A 12,547-nucleotide genomic window follows, 5' to 3' on the forward strand; every position below is an offset into this window, starting at 1 on the left:
GCAGACGATATAATAGTTAGTAGAGCAAGTATAACCGGCTGCGCCGTCCTGAACTGGACGGTTGCCGGTTCTGTATGAATTCATCAAGCGAAAGCGAGGGCATCTTCATGGAATCAACATCATTTATCGGCAGAGAGGCTGTCGCCGCCAAGCGTAAGCAGTATTTCTATCCTTGTACCGCGCATTTTTACCGGAATGCCCCGCAAATCGTACGCGGGAGCATGCAGTATGTTTATGATGAGAACGGCAAGGAATACACGGATTTCTTCGCCGGTGTCTCTGTGGTGGCCTGCGGCCACTGCAATCCGGCAATTACAGACCGCACAATTGCCCAGCTTCAGCAGCTCCAGCATACATCGACGGTATATTTGACCCAGCCGAACGTTGATCTCGCTGAGCGGCTTGCGGCGGTGCTTCCGGGGAACCTGCGGCGCAGCTTTTTCGTGAACAGCGGCTCGGAGGCGAATGAGGGTGCGCTACTGCTGGCCAGAATGCATACCGGACGCAAAGGCTTTATTGCGCTGGAGAGCGGCCTGCACGGACGCACCAATCTGACGATGAGTGTAACCGGGCTGCAGATGTGGCGGACGGATAACTATCTGGACGAGGATGTCACCTTTATTGAGCGGCCGTATCATCCTGAGCTGACTCTGGAAAAGGCTGCTGAACGGTCGGTTGAGAGCCTTAAGCGTGTGCTGGAAGCAAAGGGTGATACAATAGCCGCAATGATTGTGGAGCCAATTCAGGGCAACGGCGGCATGATTATGCCTGCGCCTTCCTATTTCCGCAAAGTGAAGGCGCTGCTTGAGCAATACGGTGTGCTGCTGATTGACGACGAAATTCAGACCGGCTACGGCCGTACCGGTGCTATGTTTGCAATCGAGCATTTCGGAGTTGTTCCTGACATCATCAGTATGGCAAAAGCGCTCGGCAACGGCGTACCGGTGGCAGCCTTTGCCACAACCGACGAAATCGCTGCTTCGCTGAACCGTCCGTCAGCCTCTACGTTCGGCGGGAACCCTGTGTCGGCAGCTACGGCGCTGGCCGTGCTCGATTATATTGAGGCCGGGCAGCTTCCGGCACGTGCCGCAGAGCTTGGCGGCCGTCTGAAGGCCGGGCTGGAGCAGCTGCGTGAAAGCTTCCCTGCGCTGATCACTGACGTGCGGGGCACGGGCTTCATGCTTGGTGCCGAGCTGGCGGGCAATGCTGCAGTCAGCGCCGCCGAGCTGACTGATGATGTGCTGGAGGAGCTGAAGGACCGCGGCTACCTGATCGGCAAAAATGGTATCGGCCGCAATGTCCTGGCCTTCCAGCCGCCGCTTATTGTTACGGCGGAGAATATTGACGGATTGCTTAACGTGCTGGGTGAGGCACTGCTGGTGGCCTCGCAACGCCTGTCTGCCGCTACGCAGGCTTAAGCGGACAGCAGGCACAGGAATGAAAGGTAAGGGACGAAGACTATGGTTATTATGAATGCTTTTAAAACAGCTGCCCTTAAGCTGAAAATGTTCAGTGAGCTGGTTATGTTCTCGCACACCCTGTTCTCACTGCCGTTTGCCGTCATCTCGATGGTCTGGGCCGCCGGAGGATGGCCTTCCGGGCATATGATGCTATGGGGGCTGATTGCCCTGATCGGTGCGCGCAACGGCGCCAATGCCTTCAACCGGCTGGTTGACCGTACCTTTGACAAGCAGAATCCGCGTACAGCGCACCGGCATCTGCCGCAGCAGCTGCTGGCGGAGAAGGAAGTTATCCTGTTTATTATTATCAACTATGCATTGTTTATCGTGGCTTCAGGCATGCTGAACCTGCTCTGCCTGATTCTGTCACCTGTGGCGATTGTCCTGATCTCCAGTTACTCTTATACTAAGCGCTTTACCTTCTTAAGCCATCTGTATCTGGGGTTTGTCATTGCTTCTGCCCCAATCGGCGCATGGTTTGCCGTTACCGGGAACATAGCCTTTACACCTTTTGTAATCGGAACGGTTGTAATGCTCTGGATAGCCGGGTTTGATATCATCTACGGCACCCAGGACATCGAGTTTGACCGGCGGCATGGCCTCTGGTCAATTCCGAGCTTCTTCGGGCTGAAGAATGCGCTGCTTATTTCTAAGGGCCTGCACTTCATCATGGTTATGCTGCTGCTCTTCCTGTACCTCTGGCGCGATCTGGGCTGGATGTACCTGGTCGGCATCGGCATAGCGACCCTGCTTCTGATGACGGAGCATCAGATCATCAAGCCGTCGAACCGGAAGCTGATGAAGGTGGCTTCTTATAATTTGAATCAGGTGATCAGTATGGTGATAGTACTGTGCACGTTGATTGATTATTTTTATGTTAGCTAGGGGCACGCTGTCGCTCGGTAGAAATCCAAACATAGCATATGCTTCCGATGCGAGCTTTCCTTTGGAAAGCTTTCAGGCGGACGCTACCGCTCCTACAGTTCCAAAATTCCTCTCCGCTCGCTCTAACCTCACTAGGCTAACAACAAAAGACAACAAGCCCGCCCAGTAGGGGCGGGCAGCAAGGGCGCGTAAAGGCTGGCTACGCGGCCTTTTTGCTGTGTAACAACTACTAAGATCCAAAGCTAAAGGCAAGAGCACCCCCAACCCCCCCCTTGCTAAACAACGCTCACAAGCGCCTCGCTGCGTTCGCTGGTTTAGTGAAAACCACATTTAGTTTGATTTTGGTCACCTAAATCTCTCATTTCTCGATAATGGTAACTGTTAGGTGGAAAAAAGACATCTAATTTAACCAAAAGGGCCTGTTAAGCGCCTGAAAGGTGATATTAGGTGAACTTTTTCCCGCTAATCATCTCTATGTGGCAGTTTGCTGTGAATTAGTTAGCCAATTTCCACTTAAATTGTTTGTAGAATCCCAAATCCCCTAAAGCAATAGAACGCAAAAAAAGAGCCCGAAGGCTCTTTGAGAAATAGTTAAAATTTAACACGTTTAAGATACGGCTTAATGTGTTTATACATACCTTGATATCTCAGTAGTCACGGCCGGCAAAGTACTGCAGCAGGGTCTGCAGATCCGCATGAGCCGGATAACTGGAGAGCTCCTGTACAATCGCTGCAGCCTGGTCCAGATAGCTCTGGCTAACCTCCGCAGTACGGGCGAGGGCATCGCTGCCGGTGACGAGATTGAGTACATAAGCAACCTCTTCTTCAGAGGAATCAGGGCCAATCCTGCGGATCGCGGGAGCGAGCGCAGGGTCCTGAAGGGCGAACAGCACAGGAAGCGTCACCTGGCCATGCCGCAGGTCACTGCCGGCAGGCTTGCCCAGCTTCTCGGCAGACTGGGTGAAGTCGAGCAGATCATCCTGGATCTGAAACGACATGCCCAGCGCCTCGCCGAAGCGGTACAGGAGCTGCGCGACTTCGTCAGGACTCTCTGTAGAGAGTGCGCCGACCCGCAGGCAGGTAGCCATCAGCATCGCTGTTTTGTTAAGTGATTTCTCCAGGTACTGCTCGAGCGTCAGATCATAATCGAAGGCATGCTCCATCTGCTGGTATTCCCCAAGGCAGAGCTGGGCGGTAGCTACGGATGACAGGTCATGGACGTAGCGGTCTTTGTCTCCGGTATATTTGCTGAGCAGCTCGATAACTCTGGCTGACATGTAATTGCCGATATGAACAGCGGACAGGACGCCTGTCTTTACATGCAGGGCGGCTCCGCCGCGCCGCAGCTCGGCATCGTCGATAATATCGTCATGGATTAAAGAGGCGGCGTGAATAAATTCAGCTGCGGCAGCAAGCTGCAGTGTTCTGCGTCCGTCAGGCTTACGGCCGAACCGGCCGCCGACAATAACCATCAGCGGGCGGAGACGCTTACCTCCGGAGCCGACTAGCTCCAGGATACTCTGGGCGAGCTGCGACTTTTTGGGTACATCCTTATCACGGGCCACTAAGTTTTCGATTTCACGGTTAATTTGGTTCAGGTCTATGTTTAATGCTTCATGCAGCTTCATCTATCGGATTCCCACCTGTCAAATGGCTTTGCTTGTGCGGCTTCGCTGCCTGCTCTCCTGGAGAAGGAACTCATCAATTCCAGCCGCCGGATTATACGCTGCGAAGTCCCCATTTGAACGTCTGATCTGCATTTTCTTAATGGATGGAGCCAGAAAAGCTACCAGGTCCAGCTCACGGCAATGCACGGCGAACTGCAGATAGAAGCTGTATAAATAATCTCCGTCCAAAATGTTGCGGGTAAGGCCGGGGTGATTCGGGATACAATCCATATGGCGCTGTTCGGCCATGGTGAGGATGATATAAACACCGAGCAAACGGATTTTGCGGTCATATTCCAGATCATGGCGTTCCAGTACCGCGAGCATCCGCTCACATTCCGCCGGAGAGAGATCCAATTGAATACCGGCGACCGGGGACATTTCAGTCTGCAATTGCCGGAAGGTATCTTCAATGAGTTGTCTGTTCACTTAGCTTCTCTCCTTAATGCCGGTTTTGACGGAAGCATCCGTTACCCTGAATATCCCTACAAAACCAGTCTTTAAAACCTTGTTAAACAAGGAGAGTAATGTGTCGCAGGGACACATTACTCCTTGGAATATCTTATTAAACTGTAGCACAAATGCGCTATAAATTGTTAAGAAGAGATTAATTTACATCAGTCCGTGTACACATACCAGCGTCGTACGAGCGGAATTCTCTTCCACTGCTTCTTGAGCCAAGGAAGAACGTAGTAGTCAAGACCGAAGACGCTGCCGGATCCGCCGATAGTCGCGATTGCTGCTGCGATGTACCAGAGCATTTCCGTCGATGCCATCTGGCTGGACCAGATCATGGCTGCCATAGCTATCGTTCCTAATGAAGCGAGAGCTGTGAACAGACCAACAATAAGCATAATACCGAAGACGATCTCGGCGCAAACCATGCCGATTTGGAACCATTTTGCCAGGAACGTGTAAGTGCCGTCATTGTTGTAGAACATCAGATCCATGAACCAGTTCGTTGTATTGTGTACGAAGTCTGGAACCCAGAGAGCTTCCACAGCTTCTTTTGCAGTAGATACTGCGGAAGCAGCTGATTGGGCGTCTACAGTTTCTTTAACCGCATCTACAGCCACACTGGCTGATGATGCTGCGTCAGTAGCGAAAGGTGCAGCCGGAATCAGGAATATCTTATCCGGATCTTCCCAGATCTTCTTGATCTTATCGATACCTTCATACAGCCACATGCCTCCGAGGAGGACGCGCAGCGGAACGAGCCAGAAGTTAGGCGAACGCTTGGAGAAGTGGCCGCCTACAAAGCTCTTGCGGTTTTCAACATGGAAGAATTCGTGCATCATGTAGGTCCAAACCTTATTGAAGCCTACAACCTGGGACAGGTAGAACATATTGATAAAGTGTTTGGACAGCATAGCCATAAAGCCGGTGAGCATGAACAGCTTGCCTGGAAGACCAACGTTCGCTACACCATAGCGGCTGCCGATGGATACCATCGTACCGTGGAAAGCCGGCTTGTAGGCTTTTTTAGCGGTGCCTTTGATATCAGCTGTAATGTTTGTGGCTACGAGCGGAGCTGCCTGTTCAGCATTCTCAACCATTTGCGGTACCGGACGGGATTCACCTTCAGGAATGAAGAAGATGTTATCACCGACAACATACACGTTCTTGTGGTCTACACTTTCCAGGTGCTCATTGGTAACGATACGCTTGCGGCCTTCCTGCTTAACTTCAAGATTGCCTACAATTTCAGAGCCTTCAACGCCGGCAGTCCAGACAATAGTCTGAGATTCGACAACATTCTTTTCGCCGAGGGCAACACTGCCTTTGCCAACTTCGGTGATTTTAGCGCCGGTTACGATTTCTACGTTCAGCTTCCGCAGGCGCGCTTCAGCCTTTTGAATCAGCTTATCAGGCAGAATTGGCAGAACCTTAGGAGCCATATCGGCAACAACCAGACGTACTTCAGAAGGGTCGATATAGAACTCTCTGCACAATTCATCGCGCTGCTCAGCCATTTCACCAACGAGCTCGACGCCGGTGAAGCCGGCACCGATGATGACGAAAGTCAGCATTGCACGGCGTACAGCCGGATTTTTTTCCTTGGCCGCTTTGGTGTACATATCGCGGATTTGACGTTTCAGCGCTACCGCGTCGTCATAGGACCAGAAGGAGAAGGTATTCTCTTCAGCTCCAGGAATTCCGAAGAAGGTCGGTTTGCTTCCTGTGCCGATAACCAGGTAATCATAAGCATAAGTAGCTTTATCTGATTTAAGCTTCTTGTTCTTGAAATCAATGTTGCTGATTTCATCAAGAACAACATCAACTTTAAGACCTGCAAAGATTTTCTTCAAATCGATCTTAATTGAATCCTCAGGCGCGCGGTTCGCTGAAACCTCATGCAGCTCAGTCAAAAGAGTGTGATAGGGATTCCGGTCGATAAGTTTAATTTCTACATCTTTGTCGTTCTTAAATTTCTTTGCCAGTTTCTTAGCCGTGAGTACGCCGCCGTAGCCGCCGCCCAAAATGACTATTTTCTTCAAGAGAAATTCACCTCATTCGTCTGATTAGCTGCAAGAGGAGAGCGAATTACTTATTTCGCGCCTTCGAGTGCTTTTTCTGCAAGTGTAAAGTATTCGCCTACGTGGATGGATACACCGGAAATAGCGTCGGTTTTGCCTTCAGCATCCAGGGTAGGGGCTGCACCTTTGTTCTCAAGGAAATACTTTTCAGCCTGTGCAATCTGCTCATGCCATTCGGATTGGGCACCGCCGGCTTTCATGCCGTATTTGCCGTCAACGGAAAATTGCTTCTTGTCGTCGCCAGCAGCATTCAGGCCGCTGAATTTAACAGCTACAACATTACCGTTAGCAACAGTCAGGGCAACAGTGGATTTCCAGCCGGAAGTAGCATCCATTTCGCCTTCAGCAGTGTAGCCGCCGTCTTTGTAAGGACCAGCTTCTGCAGGACCGGCAGCAAGAGCAGCCTGTGCAGCAGCAGTAAAGTCGTTAACGTGTACGGATACGCCGGAAATAGCATCAGTATGTCCTTCAGCATCAGTAGTAATTGCAGCAGGATCTTGTTTTTCGATCAGGTATGCTTCAGCTTTAGCAGCTTGTTCATGCCATTCTGCCTGGGCGCCGCCTTTAGCAACCAGACCGTAGTTACCGTCTTCGGATACTTTCTTCTTCAGGTCGCCGGCATTTTTAACGTTGAATGCGTTCCAGTCAGCCTTAGTGATTTTTCCGCCTTCAACTGTCAAAAGCGCATAAGTCTGCCAGCCGGTTTCTGCATCGGCTTCGATTGTACCGAAGTAAGTGCCGTCCTGATATTGTCCTGCTTCAGCGGGTGCGTTGGTTGCTGCATCAGTTGCTGCTGGTGCAGCTGTTTCTGCAGGAGCGTTGGTAGCAGCAGTGTTAGCGGCGTTGTTGTCGTTTCCGCAGCCTGCAAGCAGGGTGCCAAGAACCAGGGCGCTTGACAAAATTACAGAAGCTTTTTTCATTTGTGATGACCTCCAAATTAGTTTAAAATATATATATTAAAATGTAAAACATTTTAATAGACTTGGAAGTGATATTTATCACGTTATAAATGACAAATGTCACTCTTATTATCGGTATTAGATCGGTTTTGTTGCAGTACTTTGACACTTATCAGTAAACAATGTGTAAAATTTAAAACATCTTCTTTCTGCTCCGAAGGCATTTTAGCATAATAAAACGGCTATACATGTGAAAATAATCACTTAAACCTAAATTAATTTATCTGCATCTAATTTATCTATATTCGGATTATATCAAATTTTAAAAGATTTGAATACCTTAATTAATAGACTATTATGTGACAAAATCCGACGTTGTAATGCTCCGTTTCAGATTCACCTGATGCCGTGCCGGGTAATATATTGCTAGCACGTGAAACTCTGAAAATACCTAACCAACTACAGGGAACTAAGGAGATGAACATGTATGGACAGCAATGTATTTAAAGGGAAATGGCTTCAGATCAAAGGTGAGGCCAAGAAGCAATGGGGCCAGCTTACCGATGATGACCTTGACGTTATTGATGGTGAAAAAGATAAATTGATCGGCAAGCTGCAGGAGCGCTATGGCCATACCAAAGATCAGGCCGAGGAAGAATACCGCAACTGGGGGCAGTCCGTCCGCAATTAACGGGTTAATGCCCGGGAGAATACGCTAGTCACATTCGCAAGAAGAGGCGGTGTCCTATGTACAAATCGACCGTCGTTGCCGGCAGGATTATCGAAGTACAGGCTGATAAGGTGCTTACGCAGCAAGGAGAGATGTTGTGTACCTATAATCCCCGGTATTATAAGCTTCCTGATGCAGAGCTATGGACACAGGCTGAATGTGAGCCGGATAAAGTGCAGGAACCTGAACGTGACAGAAGCAGCCGGCAGCTGATGCCGGGCAGGCGCTGGAACAGGGTGCTGCCTTTATTTTCGCCTCAGAAGAAGAGCGCAAATCGTATATGATTTGTGCTCTTCTTCTTTGTTTGTGCACTTATTATTACTATACATATGTACAGCGGGGTAGAACTGTGGTTTTATGAATTCAAGACTAGTATGATAGTATGGATAGCAGGGTTTCTTTACTTGAAGTGCGGGAGTGTGGCTATGGAATATATTAAAATCTTTTTTGTTAATACAGCGCTGCTGATAACATTGGCTTATCTGGGCAATTTGATATATAAGCATACCATTACATATGCTCCTGAGCGGGTAAAAAAGATATGCTGGGTGCTGGTAGCTATTTTTGCCGGCTGGATCAGCTCCTTTTTCGGGTACAGGCTGGATGAGAATGTCATCTTTGATTTGCGCATTGTACCGCTGATTATCTCAACGCTGGCTTACCCTCACCCGTTCATCCTTATAATAATCGGTGTAGGCACCGCAATTACCCGGCTGACCTTCGGCATTAATGAAGCGGCGATGGCCGGTGTGATCAATCTGTCCATTCTGGGCTTTGTCTGCGCAGGCCTCAGCCTGTGGGTGAGCCGTTCTACGGCTACACTGCGCTTCAAAAGGCTGGCGGTGATCCTCATCGTCAATCTGGTCAATACGGTTAATATCCTTATATTCGGTGTTATACCCGATAAGATCTATCTCACCGAGATTATGCCGGTAACCTTGACTGGAGGACTGGTCCTCAGCCTGCTGTTTGCCCTGATTATCCGTGACTTTCAGCTGGAGCTGCTGCGCAACGGCCAGATTATCCGGGCGAATGAGCTTCTGTCCGCCCAGACCGAGGAGCTGCACAAGAACAAGATTGCCCTGGAGGAGCGGGCCAAGCAGCTGATGCTGGCTTCCCAGTACAAGTCTGAGTTTCTGGCAACGATGTCGCATGAGCTGCGCACACCGCTGAACAGCATTATCAACCTGTCACAATTAATAGAAGAAAGCAGTGACTCCCTGAGCGCCGAGGAGACCCGAGAATATGCCGGGATCATCCAACGGTCGGGTGCGGATCTGCTTATGCTTATTAATGATATTCTCGATTTGTCCAAGGTTGAAGCCGGCAAGCTGGATATCAGCAAAGAGGATTTGAGTGTCAGCGAGATTCCGGAGCTGCTGGCCTTGCAGTTCAGTGTGGCTGCCAAGCTGAAGGGGCTGGACTTCAAGGTCCGGCAGGATGCGGAGGTTCCGGAAATCATTCACTCGGATCCCCAGCGGGTGCAGCAGATTCTCCGTAATCTGCTCGCCAATGCAGTCAAGTTCACAGCGGAAGGGGGCATCACCCTTCATATCCGCACAGCGGAGCAGAAGGAGGGTGCATTGCTGCGGCGCTGGATCGTATTTGATGTGCAGGATACCGGCATCGGAATTGCCGCTGAGAAGCATGACGTCATCTTTGAGGCTTTTCAGCAGGCGGACGCAACGATCGGCCGCAAATACGGAGGGACCGGGCTTGGCCTGTCCATCAGCAATGACCTGGCAAGACTTCTGGGCGGATTCATCACACTGCACAGTGAAGAGCAGCAGGGCAGTCGCTTTTCTCTTTATTTACCCTTGTAACCGGGGGCTGGAGCGCCAGCCTCCAACTTTCTTTGTGACTTTGCTGTATTGACTTGGAATTGATGCCGAGTAGAATGAAGCAAATGCCGCATCGAAGGAGTGTTACCACCCCATGAACATCATGAGAAACAGGCTGCCCGGTACCCGTCCCAAACGCATCCGCAAAGCTTCCGTTCACCGCAACAATCTGAAAATTGCTACAATTGAAGGAATTCCCTCGACGATCTTCCAGGTACTGCTGCAAGGGCAGTTTCTGACGGGGTTTCTGCTGTACTTAGGAGCGAGCTCAAGTCAGATCGGATTTGTGCTAGCGCTTACCACTCTGGTCAATGTCGCACAGCTTGGTGTTGCTTTCCTGATTCAGAAGCTGCCAAGCCGCAAGTGGGCCATGGTGATTTTTACAGGCCTGCACAGGCTGCTGTGGGGGGCGACCGGACTTGTGCCCTTCCTGTTTCCGAAGGAGCACTGGGTTACTGCCTTTATTATTTTATATACAACCGCTTTTATTTCCAGTACAGCAGGCGGAATGCTGTGGAACTCTGTAATCAGCGACCTTGTTCCTGCACGGGTGAGAGGACGTTATTTCGGGATCCGCAATACCTTTTTAAATGCGCTGGGCAGCCTGGTGATGTACGGCGGAGGCGTTATGCTGGACCGTTATCCCGGAAGCCAGGGCTTCCTCATTATTTATATTGTGGTGTGGGTCTGTGCCATCGCCAACATTATCGTCTTCTGCTTTTATCCGGATGTTCCGTTCGAGAAATCAGAAGAAAAGTCCTTTCTGCCGATGTTCCGCAAACCGCTTCACGATAAGCTGTTTATGAAATCGACGCTTTTTCTTGCCGCCTGGCTGCTGCTGCAGAACCTGACGGTGCCGCTCTATTCATACGTTATGCTGCAGCTGCTAAATATAAACTACGAGACGCTTTCGCTGCTCAATGTGTCGCAGACTGTGTTCATGATGGCCAGCTTCTATGTCTGGGGCAATCTGAATGCCAAATACAGCAACAAGCGGCTGCTGCTCTGGACATTGCCGATCATTGCGTTGTCCTCCCTGATGTGGGGAATGCTGTCCGTGCTGCCGATGCTGCCGGTTCTGTTTGCGGCACATATTATTTTTGGTATGGGCGTCGGGGGCTTTAACCAGCTGGCCTTTAACTTTATTATCGGAGATACCCCGAAGAAGGAACGGCCGATGTACATGGCGATGTATGCTGCACTTACCGGGCTGGCGGCTTTTTTTGGACCGCTGCTCGGGGGCCGGATATACGAATGGATTGTTAACTGGCCGGAGTGGACGCAGATCTACGGAATGCAGATTATTGCCGGGGTGCTGATGCTGACCCTTGCTCTGCTGCTTGGCCGGCGGATACTCCGGGACGAATAACCGGGAAGGTGAGGGATCTGAATGACAAGGATAGCGCTAGTACTGGGAGCTACAGGTCTGGTCGGCGAGGCAGTAACGCGTGAGCTGCTTGCCGGTGATTGGGATGAGGTGCGTGTACTGGTACGCCGCCCGCTGGCGCTGAAGGATTCCAGGCTGAAGCAGATTGTAGTGGACTGGGAGCAGCTTGGGCAGCATAAGGAGCAATTCGCCAGAGTATATGCGGTCTTCTGCTGCCTTGGCACGACCATTAAGAAGGCGGGCTCCAGGGAGAAGTTCGAACGGGTGGACCTGCAATATCCGCTGGAGGCTGCCGCGCTCGCCAAATCAAGCGGAGTGAAGCAGTTTCTGGTGGTGTCCTCCATGGGGGCAAACGCCAAATCGGGCAATTTCTATATCCGGACCAAAGGCCGGGCTGAAGACGGACTGGCTGCTGCAGGCTTCCGCGGCCTGCATATTTTCCGGCCTTCACTGCTGCTGGGGGAACGGGCCGAATTCAGGCTGGGCGAACGCGCGGCGGCTGTGCTTATGAAGGTTTTTGATTTTGCGATGACCGGCAAGCTGGCCCGCTACCGGGCTATCCCCGGAGCAAAGGTCGCCAAGGCCATGGTAAATATTGCGCTTGCCGATACAGGAGGAACGCATATTTACACCAACGAGGTTATTCATGTAATCGGCGGCCGCTAAAAGCTGCGAAAGTTTGCAATAAGCCGAGCTGAGGACGTACAATGGGACATAATCATTTGTACATAATGACAGGAGGAATACAGGATGAGTAAAAAACAGATCGCGACAACAGCGGCACCCGGTGCAATCGGACCGTACAGCCAGGCAATTGCCGCGGGCAATTGGGTGTATACGTCCGGACAGCTTGGCCTGAACCCGGAGACGGGGGAGCTTGCTGAGGGTGTACAGGAGCAGGCCCGCCAGTCGCTTAATAATGTGAAGGCGATTCTTGAGGAAGCCGGCGCTTCGATGGAGCATATTGTGAAGACGACCGTTTATCTGAAGGACATGAACGATTTTGCAGCTGTTAATGAGGTGTACAGCTCCTTCTTTACCGAGCCTTATCCGGCCCGCAGCGCGGTTGAAGTGGCACGTCTGCCTAAGGACGGTCTGGTTGAGATTGAAGCGGTAGCACGCAAGAAATAGGAATACAGAC

The 12,547-nt window shown here is 50.9% G+C and carries 12 protein-coding genes; 8 read left to right on the forward strand and 4 right to left on the reverse strand.

Annotated elements, in window-relative coordinates; all coding sequences use genetic code 11:
* Positions 1-107: 107 nt before the first annotated feature.
* Together R70723_RS02140 and R70723_RS02145 are read left to right on the forward strand one after the other, a co-directional pair.
* Entirely contained in the window at positions 108-1,418 is a 1,311-nt protein-coding gene (locus R70723_RS02140) for an aspartate aminotransferase family protein (RefSeq protein WP_039878149.1), read from the forward strand.
* Positions 1,419-1,460: 42 nt separating this feature from the next.
* On the forward strand, positions 1,461-2,345 hold the full coding sequence (locus R70723_RS02145; protein ID WP_144027058.1) for a UbiA-like polyprenyltransferase: 885 nt from the start codon (positions 1,461-1,463) through the stop codon (positions 2,343-2,345).
* A 647-nt stretch (positions 2,346-2,992) separates the two neighbouring features.
* On the opposite strand, the gene R70723_RS02150 is transcribed toward R70723_RS02145, so the two are convergent.
* From R70723_RS02150 to R70723_RS02165, 4 genes are all read right to left on the reverse strand, one after another.
* Positions 2,993-3,973 (reverse strand): polyprenyl synthetase family protein, encoded by a 981-nt coding sequence (locus R70723_RS02150; protein WP_039869394.1) that lies wholly within the window; start codon positions 3,971-3,973, stop codon positions 2,993-2,995.
* 18 nt (positions 3,974-3,991) lie between these two features.
* Positions 3,992-4,441 (reverse strand): hypothetical protein, encoded by a 450-nt coding sequence (locus tag R70723_RS02155; protein WP_039869396.1) that lies wholly within the window; start codon positions 4,439-4,441, stop codon positions 3,992-3,994.
* Between the two features lie 188 nt (positions 4,442-4,629).
* On the reverse strand, positions 4,630-6,510 hold the full coding sequence (locus R70723_RS02160) for an FAD-dependent oxidoreductase (RefSeq protein WP_039869399.1): 1,881 nt from the start codon (positions 6,508-6,510) through the stop codon (positions 4,630-4,632).
* 50 nt (positions 6,511-6,560) lie between these two features.
* Positions 6,561-7,469, reverse strand: a complete 909-nt coding sequence (locus tag R70723_RS02165; protein WP_039869400.1) for a hypothetical protein — start codon at positions 7,467-7,469, stop codon at positions 6,561-6,563.
* Between the two features lie 466 nt (positions 7,470-7,935).
* Between R70723_RS02165 and R70723_RS02170 the strand changes: the two genes are divergently transcribed.
* From R70723_RS02170 to R70723_RS02195, 6 genes are all read left to right on the forward strand, one after another.
* The gene (locus R70723_RS02170) at positions 7,936-8,139 is read left to right on the forward strand and encodes a CsbD family protein (protein WP_039869402.1); all 204 of its coding nucleotides are present in this window, start codon (positions 7,936-7,938) and stop codon (positions 8,137-8,139) included.
* Between the two features lie 56 nt (positions 8,140-8,195).
* The gene (locus tag R70723_RS02175) at positions 8,196-8,462 is read left to right on the forward strand and encodes a hypothetical protein (protein WP_039869403.1); all 267 of its coding nucleotides are present in this window, start codon (positions 8,196-8,198) and stop codon (positions 8,460-8,462) included.
* A gap of 141 nt (positions 8,463-8,603) precedes the next feature.
* On the forward strand, positions 8,604-10,001 hold the full coding sequence (locus R70723_RS02180) for an ATP-binding protein (RefSeq protein WP_039869404.1): 1,398 nt from the start codon (positions 8,604-8,606) through the stop codon (positions 9,999-10,001).
* Positions 10,002-10,113: 112 nt separating this feature from the next.
* Entirely contained in the window at positions 10,114-11,388 is a 1,275-nt protein-coding gene (locus R70723_RS02185; protein WP_039869405.1) for an MFS transporter, read from the forward strand.
* Positions 11,389-11,409: 21 nt separating this feature from the next.
* Positions 11,410-12,072 carry an oxidoreductase gene (locus R70723_RS02190; RefSeq protein ID WP_039869406.1) on the forward strand — a complete coding sequence of 221 codons (663 nt, stop codon included), beginning with the start codon at positions 11,410-11,412 and terminating at the stop codon, positions 12,070-12,072.
* 84 nt (positions 12,073-12,156) lie between these two features.
* Positions 12,157-12,537 carry a RidA family protein gene (locus R70723_RS02195; protein WP_039869407.1) on the forward strand — a complete coding sequence of 127 codons (381 nt, stop codon included), beginning with the start codon at positions 12,157-12,159 and terminating at the stop codon, positions 12,535-12,537.
* Positions 12,538-12,547: the final 10 nt, after the last annotated feature.

The organism is Paenibacillus sp. FSL R7-0273 (assembly GCF_000758625.1).
Lineage (GTDB): Bacteria > Bacillota > Bacilli > Paenibacillales > Paenibacillaceae > Paenibacillus_AQ.